Genomic DNA, 21,278 nt, shown 5'->3' on the forward strand with positions numbered 1-21,278 from the left:
AACAAGGGAGGGGAAAAAAGAAAGCGGTGAGGGTGGAGCACCCGGGCGTGGAAAACCCACGGGTTGAAACCCTGGGGGTCCGCGCCGTCCCTGCACCGGATCCATCCCCGCCTGCGCCCCAGATTCTCCTTGCACCAGCGGGCCGCCGGTGCAAAGGATGGAGCATGGACTTCACACCGAGCAAGGCAATCGTCACCGGCTCCGATTCCGGCATCGGCCGGGCCACGGCCATCGCCCTCGCAGCGGCGGGCTGCGACGTCGGCGTCACCTGGCACTCCGATCAGGAGGGCGCCGAGGAGACCGCACGACTGGTCCGGGAGAAGGGCGTCCGCGCCGCCGTCGCGCAACTCGACACCACCGATGCACCCGCCTGCGGGGACGTGGTGGACCGGCTCGCCGGCGAACTCGGCGGCCTCGACGTCTTCGTCAACAACGCGGGCGTCAACGGCGGCACCCTGTTCCTGGAGACGGACTGGGACACCTGGCGTGGAACCCTGGGCGCGAACCTCGACGGCGCCTTCGTCTGCATCCAGCGCGCCGCGCGCCACATGGTCGATGGCGGCAGGGGTGGGCGCATCATCGGCGTCACCAGTGTCCACCAGGAGCAGCCGCGCGTGGGTTCGGCCGCCTACGACGCCTCCAAGCACGGGCTCGGCGGTCTCCTCCGGACGATCGCCCTCGAACTGGCGGACCGGGGCATCACGGCCAATGCGGTCCTGCCCGGCGAGATCAACACCCCGATGAACGACTCGGCCGAGGAGGACCCGCACACCATGGACCGCCCCGGCATCCCCCTGGGCCGGCCCGGCGCTCCCGAGGAGATCGCCGCCGTCGTCGCCTTCCTGGCCTCGGGAGCGGCCAGTTACGTCAACGGCGCCTCCTTCGTGGTGGACGGCGGGATGCTCCTCATGGGACCGCAGGCGGGATCCCATCTCCGAAGCGGGGAATGGCGCAGCCTCTGACCCCGCCGGGGCCGGCGCTCCAGCCTTCAGCGCGCGTTCACCCCGCGTTCAGGACGGCCGACTAGCGTGGGGACCCCGCCCCTCCCCGAAAGGCCCGCACCATGGATGCCTCCCCCGTCCTTCCCGATCCCGACCACCAGGACTGGTCCGGCATCACGCGCGGTGACGACGTCACCCTCCAGCACGCCACCGGGACGCAGCTCCGGGGTGTGCTGGACATGAGGACCGATGACGCATCGGTGCTGTGGATCCGGCTGCACGACGGCGGCGGGCGGCGGCTCGTGCACCGGGCAGACGGGTACCGCCTGCGTCGCGGGTGACCCGGCCCGCCCGGGATCGGCCCCTTCATCCGCTGTTCACCTTGGGTTCACCTTTTCGTCACCTGTAACGTTGCTCCGGTGAGAAAACGATCCACCGTCGCCCTGTACCTCGCCGTCCTCCTCGGCTCGAGCGCCTGCGGTTCCGACTACCCGCTGGGTCCGGAGCAGGAAGCGGCGGCGCAGCGGGGAGACACGAGCCTGCAGGGCGCCGTGACCGCATCGGGATCCTCCGCCCAGGGACCGGCGATGGACGCCTGGCGCTCGGGCTTCGCCACGATGTACCCGCGGGCCCAGGTGCAGTACTCACCCGACGGTTCCGGAGCCGGACGCGGTGCGCTGCTGGCGGGGGCGGTGGGCTTCGCCGGCTCCGACGCCTACCTCAGTGATGAGGAGCTGGCCGGGTCGACGGACGCGTGCGGTCCTGGCGGCGCCTTCAACATCCCGGCCTACGTCTCGCCCATCAGCGTTGCGTTCAACCTGCCCGGCATCTCGGAGCTGAAGCTCGACGCCGGTACCGTGGCGCAGATCTTCAGGGGTGGGATCACCACCTGGGACGATCCCGCCATCGCAGCGCAGAACGAGGGCGTCGACCTTCCCGACGTGCCCATCTCGGCGGTGAGCCGTTCGGACGACTCCGGCACCACCGAGAACTTCACCGACTACCTGCACGCGGTGGTCCCCGGGATCTGGACCGACGAGCCCGACGGGACGTGGCCCGACGGCCTCGAGAACGAGAACGCCAAGGGCAACGCCGGTGTGGTGAGCACCGTGGCCGGGACCGTCGGGGCGGTGACGTACGCGGACGACTCGGCCGTCGGCGACCCGCTCGGCCGCGTGGCACTGAAGGTCGGCGAGGACTACGTGCCGGTCGGCTCCGAAGCCGCTGCTGCCGCCGTCGACCTCGCGGGCCGCGTGCCCGGGCGGAAGGACTACGACATCGCCCTCGACCTCGACCGGACGACCACCGAGCCCGGCGTCTACCCCCTGGTCCTGGTGTCCTACCACGTGTACTGCACGCGGTACGAGAACGAGGCGACGGCCGCCGTCGTGCGCGCCTTCGGGACGTACGCCGTCAGCGCGGAGGGCCAGGCGGAGGCCGCGGAGGCCGCGAAGAGCTCGCCCATCTCGGCGGAACTGTCCCGGCAGGCCACCGACGCGATCGCGGGCATCGAAGTCGGCGACATCCCCTAGGCCATCCGCCAGGACATCCGGGAACAGCAGAGGCGGACCCCTTCCGGGATCCGCCTCCTACCGGTCACTCGTCAGCTGACGCGCGGACCGCCCGAATCGGGATCGTTCGTCGACGTGTCCGGGAACGTATTGTTCGCCGGCGTCGCCTCGCCGGATCCGCCGGTCGGCGGTGCCGCCACGTCGCCCCGCCAGGCGCCGGTCTCCCCGCCGCTCTTCTCGATGAACTCCTTGAACCTCTTGAGGTCGCCCTTCACCTGGGCGGCGTCGGCGTTCACCACGGCACCGACCTTCTCGGTGAACGTCTCGGGGTGCCAGTCGATCTGCACCATGAGCCGCGTGGTGTTCTCGTCGAGGCGGTGGAAGGTGACCACGCCGGCATGCGATTCGCCGTCTGTGCTCTTCCAGGCCACGCGCTCGTCGGGGTGCTGCTCGGTGATCTCGGCGTCGAACTCGCGCTTCACGCCGCCGATGCTCGTCACCCAGTGCGTCGAGGTGTCCGAGGTCTGCGTGATCGACTCGACGCCCCCCATGAACCGGGGGAAGCTCTCGAACTGGGTCCACTGGTTGTAGGCCGTGCTGACCGGTACTGCTACGTCGATAGATTCCTGCACTGAAGCCAAAAGGTCCTCCTTCGTAGAGACTCCGGAGCCGTCCGTCACCCCGTTCCCGGGATCCGCACGGCGAAACCGTAAGTCCCCTTAGCGTAGGCAGATCGGTTGGATTTGGCCAACGCGCGGGTCTAGGGTGAAAGCAGTCCACCCGGCGGGGGATCGGTGCGTCCGGAGCCTGCCGGGACGAGAAATTTCTCTAGCACTGGAGGATTCATGAAGGCTTCACCCACCCTCACCGACAACATGCAGGCCGTCCTGGTCGACCTCGTCGAGTTGCACCTGCAGGGCAAGCAGGCCCACTGGAACGTGGTCGGCAAGAACTTCCGCGACCTCCACCTGCAGCTGGACGAGATCATCGACGACGCCCGCGCCTTCGCCGACGAGATGGCCGAGCGCATGCGCGCCCTCCACGCCGTTCCCGACGGCCGCAGCGTCGCCGTCGCGGAGGGCACCAAGCTCGACCCGTTCCCCGCAGGCCTCGTCTCGACGAAGGACACCGTGGGCCTCGTGGTTCGCATGCTGAACGCAGCGGTCACGACGATGCGCGACGTGCACGACCAGATCGACGAGGAGGACCCCACGACGGCCGACCTCCTCCACGGGTTCATCGCCAAGCTCGAGCAGTACGCATGGATGGTGGACGCCGAGAACATGGAGCCGACCGCCGAGGTCGTCACCCCCGTCGGCACGGAGCACGCGACGGTCTGACGGTCCAGCACCCACCCGGGCGGGAGGAAGGCGCGTCCGCCTCTCCTCCCGTCCCGGCGGCCCTGCTGCGGGTACGACCTCTTGTACTATGTAGGCTGACTGACGGTCTAGCAGACGGCCGATCGCAAACTCCCCGGGTTTGTGTATCGGTCCGGGAGACCCCGGACGCCCCGCAGGGCGATGCACACGTGGCTCGGCGGCTGGACGAATCAGGATCAGTACACATGGCCGACCAGGTTGCCGGGCAGACCACCGCCGACTACCTCCAGGACCTCCTCCTCGACACCGACGACGTCGAGGAGTTCCTCACCCAGTTCGCCCGCTTCGCCGCGGCCCGCCTGTTCGAGCGGCCGGGGCGGATCCTGTGCGGGATCACCCTCCTGCGCGACAAGCGGGCCGGTACCGTCGCCAGCAGCAGCGAGGCGGCGAAGCAGCTCGACGAGCTGCAGTACCTGTTCACCGAGGGCCCGTGCCTCAGCGCCTGCGAGGAGCAGCGGACCGTCCACGTCGCGGACGTCGCCACGGACGAACGCTGGAGCAACTACCTCACCCGTGCCGCCGAGCACGGCGTGGGTTCGATCCTCGCCGTCCCGTTCTCCCTCGACACCGGCGTCCGCGCGGCCCTGAACGTCTACTCGACGGAGACCGGCGGCTTCGGCCCCGAGGACATCGCCACCGCCGAGGCCTTCGTGGCCCAGACGTCCAAGGCCCTGATGCTGGCCGTGCGGCTGGCACACCACGGCGAATCGGTGGGCAACCTGAAGTCCGCCATGAAGTCGAGGACCGCCATCGACATAGCGATCGGGATCATCATGGCGCAGAACCGCTGCACGCAGACGGAGGCCTTCACCATCCTCAAGTCGGTCTCCAGCAGCCGCAACGAGAAGGTCCGGGACATCGCCGCTTCCCTGGTGGCGTCGATCGGCCAGGCGGAACCCGAGACGCACTTCGACCCCTGACCCGCGGTGCCCGCGTCCGGTAGCAGGTGCGGCACCCCGCTGGGAACGGGGACCGACGGCGATCCTCCCGTTGCGGGCGGGCGGGGACGGGTGCCACGGTGGGAGGACCGACAGGACGGAGCGTGATGATGGAATCCATCGAGCAGTGGTGGACGCGAGTGGACATCGAGGAGAAGCAGTGGCTCCGGGAGCACCCCGGCGCCGACGACCTCCCGGAGTCCGTGCAGTCGGCGATCGCCGGGGCGGGCGGACCGTCCGGCGACGATCCCCTCAGCGACGAGGACTGGCAGTTCATCCGGCTCCAGTCCGAGACACCCGACTAGGCGCCGCGCCATGCAGCGTTTCGACGGCAAGGTCGTGATCGTGACGGGCGCCGGGTCGGGGATCGGTGAAGCGGCGGCACGGCGCTTCGTGGCCGAAGGGGCACGGGTGGTGCTCACGGATTCCGTCGGGGACAAGATCGACGCCGTCGTGGCGTCCCTCCCGGAGGGACGGGCGACGGCGGTCCGGGCCGACTCCTCCGACTTCGACCAGGTGGCCGCCATGGTGCAGCATGCCGTCGGGCAGTACGGGCGGCTCGACGTCCTGGTCAACAACGCCGGCACCATCACGCAGGGAACCGTCGAGGACACGAGCGTGGACGACTGGCACCGCGTTCTCGAGACGGACCTCTCCGGCGTGTTCTACGGTACCAAGGCGGCACTCGGGCACCTGCTGGAGAGCAGGGGGTGCATCGTCAACGTCTCGTCCGTGTCCGGGCTGGCGGGCGACTGGCGGATGAGCGCCTACAACGCCGCCAAGGGCGGGGTCAGCAACTTCACGCGCGCCGTCGCCCTGGACCACGGCAGGGACGGCGTGCGGGTCAACGCCGTCGCTCCCGGATTCGTCTGGACGGATCTGACGAGCGAGGACGGCGAGGCACACGAACTGTCCGACGAGTTCTCCCGGCGCATCCCCCTCGGACGCGGCGGACTGCCGGAGGAGGTTGCCGCGGCCATCACCTTCCTCGCCAGCGAGGACGCGCGCTTCATCACCGGGGTCGTCCTCCCCGTGGACGGCGGGACGATGGCGAGCAACGGCCAGCCCGCACAGGCCTGACCGGCCTGGAGCGATGCCGCGAGGGAGTGGCCCACCGTGCGGCCCGAGAAGATGCGGCCGCCCAGGAAGGTCCCCTCGAGGACGATCCCGCCGAAGGACCAGAACGCCTGGCCGCCGGCAGGGGAGGGAGGTCAGCGCCGTTTGCCCCGCGGGCCGGACGGGCGACCGAGCTTCCCCGACTGCTTCCCGCCCTTCTGGTCCCCGGCCTTCCGACCCCCGGCCGCGGCCTTCTTCGCGGCCGCCTTCTGCGATGCGCTCTTCTTCGGCGCCTCGCGCTGCGAGGGCTGCCGGGAACTCCGGGCCGTGCGGCCGCGGACGATGCCGATGAACTCCTCGACGTCGTCGGACTCGTCCTCCGTCCGCCAGGCGATGCCGATGGTCGTCGGGACCAGGCCGGGGACCGGGCGGTGCACGGCATCCTTCCGCGCGTACAGGCGGGCGAGGGACATCGGCAGGACGACGACACCTGCGCCGGACGCAGCGACCTCCACGGCCGATTTCGGACCGCCGCACTCGAGGACGTCGAGCAGGATCCCGCCCTCGAGTTCCTCGGCCGGGACGTCGTCGTAGAGCGACAGCTCGTTCTCCCGCGACATCACGGCGACGGGCTGCTCCTCGTACAGGGGGATCAGGTGGATCTCCGCACGGTCCACCGGAAGCCGGACGAAGACGACGTCGTCGGAGCCTTCGCGCAACGCCGCCAGGGCGTCGTCGTCGTGCTGGTGGAGTTCGAGGGGGACCTCCGGGTGCCGCTCGCGCCACCTGGCCACCCACTTTCCCGGCGTCACGCCGGGCACGAAGCCGACGGACAGGGTTCGGGGCTGGTCGGCGGGCACCTGATCACAGTAGCGCCTGCCCGCGACCGTTAAGCTTGGACCATGACTCCCGCGAAAAACCCCCAGACCCTGAAGCCCGCCACCGCGGCCAAGAAACTGGGAATCTACCTGCCCGCCGCTCCCCAGGACTTCCAGGAGACCGAGCTGACACGCGCCGAGTTCGACGAACTGCAGCAGACGCCGCCGGAGTGGCTCGCCGGATTGCGCCGCACCGGCCCCCACCCCCGCCCCGTCGTCGCGCAGAAGCTCGGGATCTCCATCGGCGGGCTGGCCCGCGGAGGCATCACGGATCCGCTGACGAGCGAGCAGATCACTGCCCTGCTGCAGGATCCGCCCGCATGGCTGGTCGCGGAGCGGTCCACGCAGGCCGCCGTCCGGGCCGAGGCCGCACGCGTCAAGGAACGCGACGCCGCCCGCAAGGCATCCGACGCCTGACCTGCCCATCCCGCCTGCCTGACCCGCACCCGGCCGGTCCGTAGCCGGCCCTCGGGCGGCACTGTCCGGCCTCCCGGCAGGGTGTCGTGGACGTGCCTGCGACCACCCTGATGAAGGCCGACCTACCACAGGCATGCCCTTTTTCAGCGGAGGCGCGCCGATTGACTTAATCGAACACGTATTCGAATATTGACGAGTGACGCCTCCACCTGCCGGCTCCGCCCTCGACCGGGATGAGCCTTCCTCCACCCCCCAGGGCACGTCACGCCCGGGGACCGGCACCCCGCACACAGCCCTCCACGGCAGCTCCACGGCGGATGTCGCCCTCGGCCTCCAGGCCCGCATCAACAGCATGCAGGCCGGGAAGCTGGACTCACGACGGATGCCCACCGTACCCGCCCTCGCCCGGATCCTGCCCGGTGGAGGCCTCCAGTCCGGGGGCTCCTACGCCGTCCGGAACTCGACGACGATCGCCATGGCCCTGCTCGCGGGCCCCTCCGCGACAGGGGCGTGGTGCAGCGTCATCGGTGTGCCGGACTTCAGCGTGGAAGCGGCGCAGGGCTTCGGGATCAACCTCGACCGCCTCATCCTGGTCCCGGATCCCGGGACCCAGTGGCTCACGGTCACGGCAGCCCTCGTGGACGTCGTCTCGATCGTCCTGACCCGGGCCCCGGAACACCTCGCGCCCACCGAAGGGGCACGGCTCAAGGCACGGCTGCGCCAGCGCGGCGCGGCACTGATCACCCTGGGCACCTGGCAGCAGAGCGACTCCACACTCGGTGTCGCCGAGAGCGCCTGGGAGGGCCTCGGCTCCGGGACCGGCCACCTGAGGGCGCGCCGCATGAAGATCACCGCGACCCAGCCCTCCGGCCGGCTCCGCCACGCCTATGTGGAACTGACGGACCTCCAGGGTGCCGCTCCGGGCGGGGCCGCGGTCCAGGACGTCCTGCAGCCGGATCCCCGGTCCGACGGCCGCCCTGACGCCGCCTTCGGCACTGCTTCCGGCGCCCTGTTCGAACCCCGGCTGATGAAGTCCTCGTGACATCCGCCCTCCCCCCGGCAGCTCCCGGCACCTCGGCCACGCGGACCATGATGCTCTGGTGCCCGGACTGGCCCATCACCGCGGCACTGCGCGACCACGCACTTCCCGCGGACACCGCGCTCGTCCTCGTCGACCACGGGGAGGTCTTCGCCTGCTCCCCGGCAGCACGGCAGGACGGCGTGAAGAGAGGCCTCCGTATCCGGGAGGCCCAGGCCCGCAGCGCGGGGCTCGTCACCCTCGCCTACGACCCCTCGCTCGACGAACGCACCTTCGAGCCCGTGACCGCGGCCGTGGAGACCATCATGCCCGGCGTCCAGGTCCTCCGCCCGGGACTGTGCGCCGTCAAGGTCAAGGGGCCCTCGCGCTACTACGGCAGCGAGGGCAGGGCCGCGGACATGGTCTTCCGGACCCTCGCAGCCATCGGTCTCACGGACGTGCGCATCGGAATCGCCGACGGCTCCTTGGCGGCCGAGCACGCAGCCAGGGCCACGGATCAGCTGGAGGACCCCGACGCGGACCAGCTGGTCGTCATCCCGCCGGGCCGCTCGGCCTGGTTCCTGAGCAGCTACCCCCTCGAAGTCCTCGAGCAGCCCAAGCTCACCGTGCTGCTCAAGCGCCTCGGCATCCGGTCCCTCGGTGATTTCGCGGCGCTCGGCGCAGCGGACGTCCGCAACCGCTTCGGCGTCGAGGGCGCCCTCGCGCACCGCCAGGCGAGCGGACTCGACCATCGGGACGTCGTCGCCCGTAAGCCGCCACCCCACCTCGACACCGTCGCCGACTTCGAGCCGCCCCTCGCCCGTATCGACCAGCTCGCATTCGCCTTCCGCACGCGGGCCGGTGAATTCGTCGACACCCTGCGCGGGGCAGGACTGGTGTGCACGGCCCTGCACGTCTCGCTGCACACGGAATCGGGCGAGGTGTCGGAGCGCCGGTGGCAGCACCCGCGCTGGTTCGACGCCGACGACGTCGTCGACCGCGTGCGCTGGCAGCTCCAGGGCACCTCTGCGTCCGACCACGGCCTGACCTCCGGCATCACCCGGGTCCAGGTGGTACCCGACATCGTCGAGGACCTCGGCGACCACGCGGACGGTCTCTGGGGGACGGGGCCGGACGAGGGCATCCACCATGGCCTGGCCCGCGTGCAGAGCATGCTGGGCCACGGCGCCGTCCTCACCGCGATCATCGCCGGCGGGCGGCTCCTGGCCGACCGCCGGGTCTTCATCCCGTGGGGGGACGCCCCGTCCTCGCCCACCAGGGTGCCGGTCAAGGACCGCAACCAGCCCTGGCCCGGCCGCCTGCCCGGCCCGGTGCCGGCCACGGTGTTCACCGATCCCGTGCCCGCCGTCGTCGTCGATTCCCGCGGCAACCCCGTCGACGTGGATCCGCGCGGCCTCCTGAGCGCCGACCCCGCCTTCTTCAGCGCCGGGCCCGACGACGGCCGGCGGCCCGTGCACTCCTGGGCCGGCCCCTGGCCGATCGACGAACGGTGGTGGGACCCGAAGGGACGCATCCTCAACCGTTTCCAGCTGGTCGACCAGTCCGGCTCTGCCTGGCTGCTGCTCCTCGAGGACCATGCCTGGTGGGTGGAAGCCGGCTACGACTGACCGCGCGGAGCGGATCCCGGGACAACCACAGACAGCACGACATCCAGGACAGGGAGGGACGCCATGGGCTGGAACAATCCACCGATTCCCTGGTCGGACTTCGAACGGAGCCTCTCCGACACCCGGCCCGGGATCCCGCCCGCCGGTGCCGACGGCGGGGACAGCCCGGCCTGGTCCCGGAAGCGCCGGCCCTATACCGCTCCGGCCGGGGCCCCGGTGCCGGAGGGTCCCGTGGTCCCCTATGCGGAACTGCACGTGCACTCCAACTTCAGCTTCCTCGACGGCGCATCGAGCCCGGAGCACCTCGCGGAGGAAGCCCAGCGGCTGGGCCTCACCGGCATGGCCCTGACCGACCACGACGGCCTGTACGGTGCGGTGCACTTCGCTGAAGCAGCCGAGAAGTACCCCGGACTCTCGACGATGTACGGCACGGAACTGTCCCTCGGACTGTCCCGGCCGCAGAACGGGGAGGCGGACCCGGAGGGGCGCCACCTGCTGGTCCTGGCCCGGGGGTCGGCCGGCTACCACCGGCTCTCCACGGCCATCACCGAAGCCCAGCTGGACGCCGACGCCGAGAAGGGGAAGCCCCGCTACGAGCTCGAGAACCTCGCCGGCCATGCCGGTGGTCAGTGGATGATCCTCACGGGCTGCAGGAAGGGCGCCGTGCGCTCGGCGCTCGTCGCCGGTGGAGAGGCAGCCGCCGAGGCGGAACTCCGGGAACTCGTCGAACTGTTCGGTCGTGACGGCGTCGCCGTCGAACTCACCAACCAGGGCAATCCCCTGGACGCCGCGCACAACGACGCCCTGGCCGCCGTCGCCGCCCGCCTGAAGCTGCCCACGGTCGCCACCAACAACGTGCACTACGCCACCCCGAAACAGCACCGGCTCGCCTCCGCCCTGGCCGCGGTCCGGGCCCGCCGGAGCCTGGACCAGATGGATGGCTGGCTTCCCGCCGCCGGATCCGCGCACCTGCGCAGCGGCGCGGAGATGGCGAGGCGGTTCCGGGACTATCCGGGGGCGGTGGAGCGCACCGTCGAGATCGCCACCGATCTCTCCTTCACCCTCCGCAGTGTCCGACCGGGCCTGCCGAACATCGAGCTGCCGGAGGGCCACACGCAGATGAGCTATCTGCGCGAACTCGTCTGGCGGGGGGCCGACAAGCTCTACGGGAACCGGACCGACGTCCGCGAGCGCATCGAACGCGAACTGGAGGTCATCGAGGACAAGAACTTCCCGGGGTACTTCCTGATCGTCCACGACCTGGTGCACTACGCGCGCCGGAACGGCATCCTGTGCCAGGGACGGGGTTCGGCCGCCAACTCGGCTGTCTGCTACCTGCTCGAGATCACCGCGGTGGACTCGATCAAGTACCAGCTCCCCTTCGAGCGGTTCCTCTCGAGCATGCGGGACGAGGAACCGGATATCGACGTCGACTTCGACTCCGACCGACGTGAGGAGGTCATCCAGTACGTCTACCGGAAGTACGGGCGCTTCAACGCCGCCCAGGTCGCCAACGTCATCACCTACCGCCCCAAGTTCGCCGTCCGGGACATGGCCAAGGCCCTCGGCCACAGCCCGGGCCAGCAGGACGCCTGGTCCCGGCAGATCGAACGGTGGGGCGGACTCGTCTCCAGCACCGACCACGACATCCCGGACGCCGTGGTCGGCCTGGCGCAGGAGGTCCTCGCGTTCCCGCGCCATCTGGGTATCCACTCGGGCGGCATGGTCCTGACGGACCGGCCCGTCGGAGAAGTATGCCCTATTGAGCATGGACGCATGGAGGGCCGGACGGTCCTGCAGTGGGACAAGGACGACTGCGCCTGGATGGGGCTGGTGAAGTTCGACCTGCTGGGCCTCGGCATCCTCGCGGCCATCCAGTACAACTTCGACCTCGTGGAACGGCACTTCGGGGAGACGTGGGAACTGCACACCATCCCGAAGGAGGAGCAGGGCGTGTACGACATGCTGTGCTTCGCCGACTCGGTGGGCGTCTTCCAGGTGGAGAGCCGCGCCCAGATGGGCATGCTCCCGCGGCTCCAACCCCGCCAGTTCTACGACCTCGTGATCGAGGTGGCCCTCGTACGACCGGGGCCCATCCAGGGTGGAGCCGTGCACCCCTACATCAAGCGGAAGATGGGCGAGGAGGAGGTCCGGTACCTCCACCCCGACCTCGAACCGGTGCTCGAGCGGACCCTCGGCGTCCCGCTCTTCCAGGAGCAGCTCATGCAGATGGCCATGGTGGTGGGGGGCTGCACCGGGGCCGACGCCGACCTCCTGCGCCGGGCCATGGGTTCCAAGCGGGGTGAGGAGCGGATCGATTCGCTCAAGGCCAAGCTGTACGCGGGCATGGAGTCCAACGGCATCACCGGCGACGTGGCCGACACGATCTACGACAAGATCCACGCCTTCGCGAACTTCGGGTTCGCGGAAAGCCACTCGATCAGCTTCGCCCTGCTGGTCTATGTCAGCGCATGGCTGAGGCTGCACTATCCCGGAGCGTTCCTCGCGTCCCTGCTACGCGCCCAGCCCATGGGGTTCTATTCACCCCAGACGCTCGTGGCGGACGCCCGCCGGCACGGCGCCGTCGTGCTGCGGCCCGACATCCTGCACTCGGGCGTGCACGCCGACCTCGAGCCGCTCGAGGGCTACGACCCGCCCGTCGATCCCCGAGACCGGACCACCGGCACGGACGGCTGCACCGAGGACGAGCAGCCCCCGGTGGGCTACTTCGACCAGGACACGCCCTTCGATTCCACGCCGCACCGCCGTGACGGCAACTACGCGGTGCGGCTCGGCCTCGCCGGCGTGGAATCGATCGGGGCCGGACTGGCAAAGAAGATCGTCGCCGAGCGGGAACGGAACGGGCCCTACGAGGACATGCCGGACCTGGCCCGGCGGACGGGCGTCAACGCCGGGCAGCTCGAGGCCCTGGCGGCGGCGGGCGCCTTCGACTCGATGGGGCTGAGCCGCCGTGAAGCACTGTGGAACGCCGGGCCCGCGTCCACCGAACGCGAGGGCCAGATCAAGGGTACGGCCGTCTACATCCAGCCTCCGCTGATGCCCGAGCTCTCGGACATCGACAAGGTCGGGTCCGACCTGTGGTCCACCGGCATCACCCCGGACGATCACCCCGTACGCCACGCCAGGAGCAGGCTGACACGCCGGGGTGCCCTGACGGCCGTGGAGCTGAAGACGGCCGAGTCCGGCCGGCGGATCGAGGTGGCGGGAATCGTGACGCACCGGCAGAGGCCGGCGACCGCGAGCGGCATCACGTTCCTGAACCTCGAGGACGAGACGGGGCTCGTGAACGTCATCTGCTCCGTGGGGGTCTGGCAGCGCTACCGCCGCGTGGCGCGGGAGGCCGGCAGTGTGATCGTGCGGGGTCTCCTCGAGCGGTCCGCCGAGGGCATCGTCAACGTCGTGGCGGACCGCATCGAGGTCCTGCAGCTGAAGGCCACCACCAGGTCGCGGGACTTCCGCTGACCGGCACCGGGCCTTCCCGAAGGACCACGGTACGACGAAGGGCCCCCGCTGAGCGGGGGCCCTTCGTGTCATACCGTGCGCGAGGGGGGATTTGAACCCCCACACCCTTTCGGATACTGGCACCTGAAGCCAGCGCGTCTGCCGTTCCGCCACTCGCGCATTTCGAGATCCAACTCCGTGCGCCAGGCGCAGGCGTTGTGAACAGCAGAAACAAGCATAGCCGAGCGCGGGCGCAATTACCTAAACAGGAACCGGCCGGGCCCCGGCGACACCGTTCCGCCCGTCCTAACGATCCATGGATCGTTAGGACAAAGTAATCCTCGGAACGATGGCTTGGAGCCCATTCCCAGAGCCTCCCAGTAGTATCGGAGGGAACATGCCCGGGTGGACGCTGCCGTCCCGACGACCGGGCCGGCCCTGCGGCGCCTTGCCGACGGGGCCCGACATTCCGATGCGAGAGGGGAAGGAGGCGGGAGATGGGCATTCTTGACAACGTGGAGCGCGGACTCGAAAAACTGGTCCGAGGCGCCTTCACGACGGGATCTCGTGCCCAGGTGCAGCCCCTCGAGATCGCGAGCGCCCTGCGCAAGGAACTCGACAACCGCTCACTCGTCCTCTCGCAGGGCCGCACCCTCGCTCCCAACGTCTTCACGGCACGCCTCTCCGACTCCGACTTCGATCTCGCCCAGCAGTGGGGATCGGCTCTGGCCGAGGAACTGTGCGACGTCGTGATCGCCCATGTCAACAGCCAGCAGTACAGCCTGCAGGGACCCGTCCGGGTCTCCTTCGAGCACGACCCCGAACTGAAGGCCGGCATCTTCGAGATCGACTCGTCGATCGAGAAGCAGGACGCCGCACGCCGTCCCTCGGGCCCCGCCGCCCCTGCAGCACCGCGGCGCCAGCCCACGCGCTACCAGCCGATCCTCGAGATCGACGGCCAGCGCTATTCGATCAACTCCGGGTCGATCGTCCTCGGCCGCTCCTCCGAGGCGGACATCCTCGTCGACGACACCGGTGTCTCCAGGCGCCACCTCGAGATCCGCGCACGCGACGGCCGCATCTACGCCGTCGATCTCGGCTCGACCAACGGCAGCTACGTCAACGGGCAGCGGGTCCACGGCCAGGCCGAACTCACGGACGGTTCCACCATCACGATGGGGCGGTCGCGCATGACGTTCCGCCTCGTTCCGACCCAGGGCGGGGGCGTCCCGCGATGAGCGAGGCCGGAGAACTGACCGTCACGCTGCTGCGCTTCGGGTTCCTGATCCTGCTGTGGGTCCTGGTCCTCAGCACGGTGGGAGCCCTGCGCCGGGACCTCGCCGTGGGCCGTCGCAACAGGGTCGGCGCCCCCACGGCACGGGAGATCCGCAGGAACCCGGACCTCGGCGAGGAACCGGCCCCCCTGCGCACCCCCGCCCGCCGGCTGGTCGTGACCGAGGGTCCCCTCACCGGGACCACGCTCGAGCTCGCAGCAAGCCCGATCCTCCTCGGCCGCGCCCAGGAGGCGACCCTGGTGCTCGAGGACGACTACGCGTCCGGCCGGCACGCCCGCCTCTTCCCGCAGGGCAGCCGGTGGTTCATCGAGGACCTCGGATCCACGAACGGCACTTACCTGGCCGGCACCCAGCTCACGCGCGCACTGCCCGTCGACCCGGGCGTCCCCATCCGGATCGGTAAGACGGTCATCGAATTGAGGCCGTAGGCGTGCCGCTTGCTCTCAGGTTCGCCGCCCGCTCCGACGTGGGCATGGTCCGCGCGAAGAACGACGACTCCGCCTACGTGGGACGGTTCCTCGCCGTCGTCGCCGACGGCATGGGTGGGCACGCCGGCGGGAATGTCGCCTCGGCCTCCACCGTCCTCGATCTCGTCCACTTGGATCACAACGGGCACGGCGGGAGCGCCGGGACGCACCTCGCCGACGAGATCCAGACCGCGAACTCGCTGCTCTCCGAACTCGTCGCGACCAACCCGCAGCTGGCAGGCATGGGGACCACCGTGACCGCGATCCTGCTCGAGGACCGGAAGCTGCAGCTCGCGCACATCGGGGACTCGCGCGCCTACCGCCTGAAGGACGGTGTGTTCGAGCAGATCACCACCGACCACACCTTCGTACAGCGCCTCATCGAGGAGGGCAGGCTCAGGCCCGAGGAAGCGGAGGTCCACCCTCACAAGAACGTCCTGATGCGCGTCCTCGGTGACGTCGACGCAAGCCCTGAACTGGATCTCCGGGAATTCGACGCCGAACCCGGCGAGCGGTGGCTGCTCTGCTCCGACGGCCTCAACGCCGTCCTGAAGGACCGCGTGGTCGAGCAGGTGATGCGTGAGTCGAAGGACATCCGGAACTGCGTCGACACACTGGTCGACCTGACCCTCGCGGGCGGCTCCCCGGACAACATCACCATCGCCGTCGTCGAGGTCATCGAGGCGGCGGACGACGACGCCGCACCGCCGGCCGTCATGCCTCCGGCCCGGCAGGCAGCGGGAGAGCGCGACAGGCCCTCGGCGGATGCGGCGTCCCACGGGATCGACGGCGACGGCCTCCCGGGTACCGCCATCCGCGCCGATGTGATCCGGCAGGACCTGCTGACGCGGCCCCACGTCCTGGTGGGATCCGCGGCACTGGCCACCGAGACGGGCCAGATCCCCATCGTGACGCAGCGGTCCACGGAGCGCCGTGCCGCCATGATGCTCACGCACAAGGCCGAGTCGGAGGGCGTGGAGGACGCCGAGGACGAGGCACCGCCCCGGAAGAGACGCTGGCTGGTCCCCGCGTTCCTCTCCCTGATGACCCTGATCCTCGTCGCCGTGCTGGGCCTCGGGTACACCTGGACGCAGACACGCTATTACGTGGCGGAGGCGGACAACCGCGTCGCGATCTACACGGGTGTCCCCCAGAGGATCGGGCCGGTGCACCTCAGTGAGCTCTACGAGACCACCGACATCCCCGTGTCGAATCTTCCCGAATACCAGCGCTCCCAGGTGAGGGGCACCCTGCCGGCCGCCAGCCTGGAGGAGGCCGAGCGCATCGTCGGCGATCTCCGGAGCGAACTGCGGGCGGTGAACTGCGATCCCGCGACGCCCGGGACCCCGTCGGCCTCACCGGCACCGTCCGCGAGCGGCACCGCCGGTCCTGCGCCGACGTCCCCGCCTTCGGCGCGGGCGACAGCATCCCCCACAGCGCAGCCGACGGCCTCGGCGACCGCGCCTCCCGGAACTCCCGGCTCCTCCGCCTCGGCCGCTCCGGCCCCGTCGACCGGTCCGTCCGGTCCGACGGGCGGGTCTCCGCGTGCCACCCCCGGCGCCGACCCCTCGGCGCCGGCCATCGACTGCGGGAGCGCCGCTGATGAGTGATGTCCTGACAGTCCCCCGATCGCGGCGGACCATCGAGTTCGTGCTGCTGCTGCTCGCCCTGGCCGTGGCGATCGGCGCGAACTACCTCGCGGGTATCGGCCGCGAGGATGCCTTCGGCGACTATTTCTGGTCCCAGGCCCTGACCCTGGGGGTGATGGGTCTCTTCATCCACCTCATCCTGCGCTTCCGGGCGAAGTATGCGGATCCTGTGATACTTCCGATCGTGGTCGCGCTCAACGGCATCGGCCTGGCCATGATCCATCGCCTCGACCTGTCGGCCGCCACGGTGAATCCGGACTTCTCACCCGTCGCCCCCCAACAGGTCCTCTGGACGGCGGTCGCCATCGGAGCGGCCGCGATCCTCCTGATCGTCCTGCGCGACCACCGCATCCTCCGCCGCTTCACCTACATCTCCCTGATCGTCAGCGCCGTGCTGCTGCTGCTGCCCCTGACACCGCTGGGACTCGAGATCAACGGGGCCCGCATCTGGATCTCCGTCGGTTTCGGCACCTTCCAGCCGGGCGAGATCGCGAAGATCACCCTCGCCATCTTCTTCGCCGGCTACCTGTCGACGAACCGGGACCTGATCCTGCTCGCGGGGAAGAAGATCGGTCCGCTGCAGCTTCCGCGCTTCCGGGACCTGGCGCCGATGGCCGCCGCCTGGCTGGTGAGCATCGGAGTGCTGATCTTCCAGCGGGACCTCGGCTCGTCCATCCTGTTCTTCGGTCTCTTCATGGTCATGATCTACGTCGCCACGAGCCGCGTCAGCTGGGTCCTGATCGGGCTCGCGATGATCGGTGTCGGGGTCTTCGTGGCCCTGGAACTGTTCAGCCATGTGGCCCTCCGGTTCGACTCCTGGATCAACGCCTTCGCGCCCGAGGTCTACGACCGGGCTCCGGGTGGCAGTGCCCAGGTAGTGCAGGGGCTGTTCGGCCTGGCCAACGGCGGCCTGATCGGGACCGGACTCGGGGAAGGGCGCCCTGACCTCGTGACCTATGCCAACAGCGACATGATCATCGCGGCGCTCGGCGAGGAGCTCGGGCTGATCGGCGTCGTCGCCATCGTGATGCTCTACGTCATCCTCGTCTCCCGCGGCATCCGGGCCGCCCTGGGAACGAAGGACGGCTTCGGCAAGCTGCTCGCCTGCGGGCTGTCCTTCACGATCGCCCTCCAGTGCTTCGTGGTGATCGGCGGGATCACGCGCCTGATCCCGCTCACCGGACTGACCACGCCGTTCATGTCCGCGGGTGGGTCCTCGCTGCTGGCAAACTGGCTCATCGTCGCGCTGATCCTGCTCATCTCGGAGACAGCGCGTCGGCCGGCCCCCTCGGGGCCGATGAAGGACTCGTTCCCCGAAGCCGTCGGAGTGAACGGGAGACCCGTGAAGAGGACCACGAAGGAGGGGACCCGATGAACCAGGCCATCCGCAGCGCATGGGCCGTGGCCATGGGCATGTTCGCCCTGGTCCTCGGATCCCTCACCTACGTGCAGTTCTTCCAGGCACAGGAACTGAACGACAGCGACTGGAACAGCCGCCAGCTGTACCAGGACTTCGGCCGGCAGCGAGGAGCCATCCTCGTGGACGGCCGAGCCATCGCCGAATCCGTGCCCTCGGACGACCAGTTCAAGTTCCAGCGCGTGTACAACGAACCCGAGCTGTACGCCCACCTCACGGGCTACTACTCGTTGTCCCTGTCCTCCACCCAGCTCGAGGCCGAGGAATCCGAGATCCTCTCCGGCACCAGCAGCTCCCTGTTCTACGACCGCGTCGTGCGGTTGTTCTCGGGCGTCGACTCCGAGGGTGCGTCGGTGGAGCTCACCATCGACCCTGAGATCCAGCAGCTGGCGTACGACCTGATCCCGGACGGCCAGCGTGGCTCGATCGTCGTGCTCGAGCCCGGCACCGGGAACATCCTCGCCATGGTCTCGAAGCCGACGTACGACCCGAACCTCCTCTCGGGACACGACACCAGCGTGATCGCCGAGAACGCCGCCGCGCTCTCCGAGCAACCCGGACTGTCGATCTACACGAACCCCGCCACGGAATCCCTCGTGTCGCCGGGTTCCGTGTTCAAGCTCGTCGACGCCGCGGCGGCCCTGGAGTCGGGCCAATACGATGCGGAGTCGCAGATCCCGAATCCGCCCGCCCTGGAGTTCCCCGGCATCGAGTACGCCCTGCCGAACTTCGTCACCGGTGGTTGCGCGAGCAGGACGACGGCGGACCTGGAGTTCGCGCTCGAACAGTCCTGCAACACCCCCTTCGCGCAGATCGCGCTGGACCTCGGGGAGGAAGCCATCCAGGAGCAGGCCGCGAAGTTCGGCTTCGGCGAGGAGCTGGCCATCCCCACGCGGGTCATCGCGAGCTCCTTCCCCTCGGACCTCACGGGGCCCGAACTCGCGCAGTCCGCCGTCGGCCAGTTCGACACCCTGGTGACCCCGCTCCAGATGGCCATGGTGGCTTCGGCGATCGCCAACGACGGGCAGCAGATGAAACCCCAGCTCATCAAGTCGATCCGCGCGGCGGACCTCGAGCTGATCGAGTCACCGCAGCCCGAAGTGCTCCGCCAGTCGGTCAGCCGGGAGACGGCCGACCAGCTCACGGACTGGATGGTCAACGTGGTGGACAACGGGACGGCCACCGCGGCCCAGGTCCCCGGGGTCCGGGTGGCAGGAAAGACAGGAACCGCGGAGGTCAGCGTGACCGGTGACAATGCGTGGTTCACCGGTTTCGCGCCCGCGGAGGACCCGCAGGTAGCCGTATCGATCGTGATGGAGAACGTGGACATCCCCACTGGTCAGCAATTGACCTCACCCAGTGCCAAGAGACTCATAGAGGCGGTGTTGAACAGATGAGGCCCACGTCAGGAATCACCCTGGGCGGCAGGTTCGAACTGACCGAGCGCATCGCCATCGGCGGCATGGGCGAGGTGTGGAAGGCCCGGGACCAGATCCTCGGCCGCGTGATCGCGATCAAGATCCTCAAGGAGGAGTACTCGGGCGACCCCGCGTTCCTCAACCGCTTCCGCGCCGAGGCGCGCCACACCGCGCTCCTCAACCACGAGGGCATCGCCAACGTGTTCGACTACGGCGAGGAGGGTGGCTCGGCCTACCTCGTGATGGAACTCGTGCCCGGTCAGCCGCTGTCCGCCGTGATCGAGAAGGAGCAGGTGCTCTCACCCGATCGCACACTCTCCATCATCGGCCAGACGGCCACCGCACTCGCCGTCGCACACCGGCAGGGCCTGGTCCACCGCGACGTCAAGCCGGGCAACATCCTCGTGATGCCCGACGGCCGGGTCAAGATCACCGACTTCGGCATCGCACGGCTCGCGGACCAGGTGCCGTTGACCGCGACGGGCCAGGTCATGGGCACTGCGCAGTACCTCGCCCCGGAGCAGGCGACGGGCCAGCCGGCCACGGGGTCCTCCGACATCTACGCACTGGGCGTGATCGGCTACGAGCTCCTCGCAGGGCGCCGCCCCTTCTCGGGCGAGTCCCAGATCGCCATCGCCCTTGCACAGGTCAACGATGCGCCGCCGCCCCTGCCCGAGTCCATCCCGCGCCCCGTGCGCGCGCTGATCGGCTCGATGCTCGCCAAGGATCCCGCAGACCGGCCGCGCGATGCGGAGAGCCTCTCCCGGGCCGTCGACGCCATCCGCTCCGGTGACATCCGCGGTGCGGAGGCAGCGGTCCCGGGCCTGCTCGCCTTCGCGGCGGGCGGGGACACCGCCACGGCCGCCGTCCCGCGCCAGGACACGCAGGCGACGACCGCGGTCCCGGCACCCACGACGTCGGCCCTGCCCACGGTTGCTGCGCCCGCCGCCGCCGGTGCTGCCGCCGGCATCGCTGCCTCCCGGGACTGGTCCCAGGAGGACATCGATGCGACCACGCCGTCGCAGCCGATCCGCCGCGAGGAGGAGAACCGCAGGAGCCCCTGGCTGATCCCGCTCATCGTCCTGCTGCTGCTGGCCCTGGCTGCCATCGCCTTTTTGATCTTCCAGCCGGTGCTGGCCGGCGACGATCCGGAGAACGTCCCGGTCGCATCGACCAGCACCTCCGCCGACGCCACCCCCTCCCGCTCACGGACCCCGAGTCCGTCGCCGTCCTCCACGCCGCCGTCGCCGAGTCCGGACCCGAGCACCACGCAGGCCGACGAAGGCACCATCATCTCGCCCGCCGAGTATCTCGGCCGGCCCGTGGAGGACGTGAGGGCAAGCCTGATCGCGCTCGATTTCGGCGTCAACGTCGTGGAGCAGGCCGCCGAGGAAGCAGCGGGAACGGTCATCGACATCAATCCCAGCGGAGCCCAGCCACCCGGCACGACCATCACGCTGACCGTGTCGACCGGCCCGGAGCAGGTCACCGTACCCGCCGGCTTGCAGGGGCAGGATGCCGCCGAGGTGGAGAGGATCCTCGTCGACCTCGGCCTGCGGCCCCTGAACGTGGGATCCGAGGAGTCGGATCAGCCCGCGGGGATCGTGCTTCGCGTCGATCCCGGACCGGGCGCCGTCCTGGCTCCGGGGACCCAGGTGAACTACGTCGTGTCCACGGGACCACCGGCCACCGAGGAACCCACGCCCCCGTCGACACCGACCTCCACGCCGACGGCGACGGCGACCGCGACCTCAGGCCCATGATGCGTCGGGTGATGCGTCGGGACCGATGCCGGAAGGGCACG

Annotated in this window: 19 protein-coding genes and 1 tRNA gene; 17 read left to right on the forward strand and 3 right to left on the reverse strand. The window is 69.7% G+C overall.

Annotation, left to right across the window (positions count from 1 at the left end; translation table 11 throughout):
* Positions 1 to 164: 164 nt before the first annotated feature.
* The 3 genes from ACX80U_RS17775 to pstS all read left to right on the forward strand — a co-directional run bounded on the left by ACX80U_RS17775 (position 165) and on the right by pstS (position 2,473).
* Positions 165 to 962 carry an SDR family oxidoreductase gene (locus ACX80U_RS17775; RefSeq protein WP_133080039.1) on the forward strand — a complete coding sequence of 266 codons (798 nt, stop codon included), beginning with the start codon at positions 165 to 167 and terminating at the stop codon, positions 960 to 962.
* Positions 963 to 1,063: 101 nt separating this feature from the next.
* A complete protein-coding gene (locus tag ACX80U_RS17780; protein WP_133080038.1) occupies positions 1,064 to 1,282 on the forward strand; it encodes a hypothetical protein in 219 nt (72 codons plus the stop codon).
* A gap of 78 nt (positions 1,283 to 1,360) precedes the next feature.
* The gene (gene pstS, locus ACX80U_RS17785) at positions 1,361 to 2,473 is read left to right on the forward strand and encodes a phosphate ABC transporter substrate-binding protein PstS (RefSeq protein ID WP_459269398.1); all 1,113 of its coding nucleotides are present in this window, start codon (positions 1,361 to 1,363) and stop codon (positions 2,471 to 2,473) included.
* A 71-nt stretch (positions 2,474 to 2,544) separates the two neighbouring features.
* Here the strand turns inward: pstS and ACX80U_RS17790 are convergent, their stop codons facing one another.
* Positions 2,545 to 3,084: an SRPBCC family protein gene (locus ACX80U_RS17790; protein WP_459269422.1), complete on the reverse strand. Its 540-nt coding sequence runs from the start codon at positions 3,082 to 3,084 to the stop codon at positions 2,545 to 2,547.
* A gap of 213 nt (positions 3,085 to 3,297) precedes the next feature.
* Here ACX80U_RS17790 and ACX80U_RS17795 point away from each other — a divergent pair, with 213 nt between their 5' ends.
* From ACX80U_RS17795 to budC, 4 genes are all read left to right on the forward strand, one after another.
* Entirely contained in the window at positions 3,298 to 3,792 is a 495-nt protein-coding gene (locus ACX80U_RS17795; protein ID WP_133080035.1) for a Dps family protein, read from the forward strand.
* Positions 3,793 to 4,016: 224 nt separating this feature from the next.
* Positions 4,017 to 4,751, forward strand: a complete 735-nt coding sequence (locus tag ACX80U_RS17800) for a GAF and ANTAR domain-containing protein (RefSeq protein WP_459269399.1) — start codon at positions 4,017 to 4,019, stop codon at positions 4,749 to 4,751.
* Between the two features lie 122 nt (positions 4,752 to 4,873).
* Positions 4,874 to 5,074 (forward strand): hypothetical protein, encoded by a 201-nt coding sequence (locus tag ACX80U_RS17805; protein ID WP_459269400.1) that lies wholly within the window; start codon positions 4,874 to 4,876, stop codon positions 5,072 to 5,074.
* Between the two features lie 10 nt (positions 5,075 to 5,084).
* On the forward strand, positions 5,085 to 5,849 hold the full coding sequence (gene budC, locus ACX80U_RS17810) for a meso-2,3-butanediol dehydrogenase (protein ID WP_459269401.1): 765 nt from the start codon (positions 5,085 to 5,087) through the stop codon (positions 5,847 to 5,849).
* A gap of 131 nt (positions 5,850 to 5,980) precedes the next feature.
* On the opposite strand, the gene ACX80U_RS17815 is transcribed toward budC, so the two are convergent.
* Positions 5,981 to 6,685 carry a LysR substrate-binding domain-containing protein gene (locus ACX80U_RS17815; RefSeq protein ID WP_459269402.1) on the reverse strand — a complete coding sequence of 235 codons (705 nt, stop codon included), beginning with the start codon at positions 6,683 to 6,685 and terminating at the stop codon, positions 5,981 to 5,983.
* 42 nt (positions 6,686 to 6,727) lie between these two features.
* Between ACX80U_RS17815 and ACX80U_RS17820 the strand changes: the two genes are divergently transcribed.
* From ACX80U_RS17820 to ACX80U_RS17835, 4 genes are all read left to right on the forward strand, one after another.
* Positions 6,728 to 7,120, forward strand: coding sequence for a DUF5997 family protein (locus tag ACX80U_RS17820; protein ID WP_133080031.1), 393 nt, complete (start codon positions 6,728 to 6,730; stop codon positions 7,118 to 7,120).
* A 196-nt stretch (positions 7,121 to 7,316) separates the two neighbouring features.
* Complete coding sequence (locus ACX80U_RS17825; protein ID WP_459269403.1) at positions 7,317 to 8,162, forward strand: hypothetical protein; 846 nt, start codon at positions 7,317 to 7,319, stop codon at positions 8,160 to 8,162.
* Positions 8,159 to 9,766 carry a DNA polymerase Y family protein gene (locus tag ACX80U_RS17830; protein ID WP_459269404.1) on the forward strand — a complete coding sequence of 536 codons (1,608 nt, stop codon included), beginning with the start codon at positions 8,159 to 8,161 and terminating at the stop codon, positions 9,764 to 9,766. The genes ACX80U_RS17825 and ACX80U_RS17830 overlap by 4 nt, the downstream gene beginning before the upstream one ends.
* 63 nt (positions 9,767 to 9,829) lie before the next feature.
* The gene (locus ACX80U_RS17835; protein WP_459269405.1) at positions 9,830 to 13,249 is read left to right on the forward strand and encodes an error-prone DNA polymerase; all 3,420 of its coding nucleotides are present in this window, start codon (positions 9,830 to 9,832) and stop codon (positions 13,247 to 13,249) included.
* Positions 13,250 to 13,325: 76 nt separating this feature from the next.
* Here ACX80U_RS17835 and ACX80U_RS17840 read toward each other — a convergent pair.
* Positions 13,326 to 13,408, reverse strand: a tRNA-Leu gene (locus tag ACX80U_RS17840).
* A 317-nt stretch (positions 13,409 to 13,725) separates the two neighbouring features.
* On the opposite strand from ACX80U_RS17840, the gene ACX80U_RS17845 reads away from it, so the two are divergent.
* From ACX80U_RS17845 to ACX80U_RS17870, 6 genes are read left to right on the forward strand one after another with little or no spacing between them, the layout of a single operon-like run.
* The gene (locus ACX80U_RS17845) at positions 13,726 to 14,466 is read left to right on the forward strand and encodes an FhaA domain-containing protein (protein WP_459269406.1); all 741 of its coding nucleotides are present in this window, start codon (positions 13,726 to 13,728) and stop codon (positions 14,464 to 14,466) included.
* Complete coding sequence (locus ACX80U_RS17850) at positions 14,463 to 14,951, forward strand: FHA domain-containing protein FhaB/FipA (RefSeq protein ID WP_133080027.1); 489 nt, start codon at positions 14,463 to 14,465, stop codon at positions 14,949 to 14,951. Before ACX80U_RS17845 ends, ACX80U_RS17850 begins: the two co-directional genes overlap by 4 nt.
* A 44-nt stretch (positions 14,952 to 14,995) precedes the next feature.
* A complete protein-coding gene (locus tag ACX80U_RS17855) occupies positions 14,996 to 16,600 on the forward strand; it encodes a PP2C family protein-serine/threonine phosphatase (protein ID WP_459269423.1) in 1,605 nt (534 codons plus the stop codon).
* Positions 16,593 to 18,014 carry an FtsW/RodA/SpoVE family cell cycle protein gene (locus ACX80U_RS17860; protein WP_208740102.1) on the forward strand — a complete coding sequence of 474 codons (1,422 nt, stop codon included), beginning with the start codon at positions 16,593 to 16,595 and terminating at the stop codon, positions 18,012 to 18,014. Before ACX80U_RS17855 ends, ACX80U_RS17860 begins: the two co-directional genes overlap by 8 nt.
* Positions 18,011 to 19,453 carry a peptidoglycan D,D-transpeptidase FtsI family protein gene (locus tag ACX80U_RS17865; RefSeq protein WP_459269407.1) on the forward strand — a complete coding sequence of 481 codons (1,443 nt, stop codon included), beginning with the start codon at positions 18,011 to 18,013 and terminating at the stop codon, positions 19,451 to 19,453. Before ACX80U_RS17860 ends, ACX80U_RS17865 begins: the two co-directional genes overlap by 4 nt.
* On the forward strand, positions 19,450 to 21,237 hold the full coding sequence (locus ACX80U_RS17870) for a protein kinase domain-containing protein (protein ID WP_459269408.1): 1,788 nt from the start codon (positions 19,450 to 19,452) through the stop codon (positions 21,235 to 21,237). Before ACX80U_RS17865 ends, ACX80U_RS17870 begins: the two co-directional genes overlap by 4 nt.
* Positions 21,238 to 21,278: the final 41 nt, after the last annotated feature.

It is taken from the genome of Arthrobacter sp. TmT3-37 (genome assembly GCF_054510835.1).

Excerpts from the sequence above, each read along its gene's own strand:
- ACX80U_RS17775 (WP_133080039.1), top strand. The coding sequence starts at position 165 with ATGGACTTCACACCGAGCAAGGCAATCGTCACCGGCTCCGATTCCGGC.
- ACX80U_RS17780 (WP_133080038.1), top strand. The coding sequence starts at position 1,064 with ATGGATGCCTCCCCCGTCCTTCCCGATCCCGACCACCAGGACTGGTCC.
- ACX80U_RS17795 (WP_133080035.1), top strand. The coding sequence starts at position 3,298 with ATGAAGGCTTCACCCACCCTCACCGACAACATGCAGGCCGTCCTGGTC.
- ACX80U_RS17800 (WP_459269399.1), top strand. The coding sequence starts at position 4,017 with ATGGCCGACCAGGTTGCCGGGCAGACCACCGCCGACTACCTCCAGGAC.
- budC (WP_459269401.1), top strand. The coding sequence starts at position 5,085 with ATGCAGCGTTTCGACGGCAAGGTCGTGATCGTGACGGGCGCCGGGTCG.
- ACX80U_RS17820 (WP_133080031.1), top strand. The coding sequence starts at position 6,728 with ATGACTCCCGCGAAAAACCCCCAGACCCTGAAGCCCGCCACCGCGGCC.
- ACX80U_RS17835 (WP_459269405.1), top strand. The coding sequence starts at position 9,830 with ATGGGCTGGAACAATCCACCGATTCCCTGGTCGGACTTCGAACGGAGC.
- ACX80U_RS17845 (WP_459269406.1), top strand. The coding sequence starts at position 13,726 with ATGGGCATTCTTGACAACGTGGAGCGCGGACTCGAAAAACTGGTCCGA.
- ACX80U_RS17850 (WP_133080027.1), top strand. The coding sequence starts at position 14,463 with ATGAGCGAGGCCGGAGAACTGACCGTCACGCTGCTGCGCTTCGGGTTC.
- ACX80U_RS17855 (WP_459269423.1), top strand. The coding sequence starts at position 14,996 with ATGGTCCGCGCGAAGAACGACGACTCCGCCTACGTGGGACGGTTCCTC.
- ACX80U_RS17860 (WP_208740102.1), top strand. The coding sequence starts at position 16,593 with ATGAGTGATGTCCTGACAGTCCCCCGATCGCGGCGGACCATCGAGTTC.
- ACX80U_RS17865 (WP_459269407.1), top strand. The coding sequence starts at position 18,011 with ATGAACCAGGCCATCCGCAGCGCATGGGCCGTGGCCATGGGCATGTTC.
- ACX80U_RS17870 (WP_459269408.1), top strand. The coding sequence starts at position 19,450 with ATGAGGCCCACGTCAGGAATCACCCTGGGCGGCAGGTTCGAACTGACC.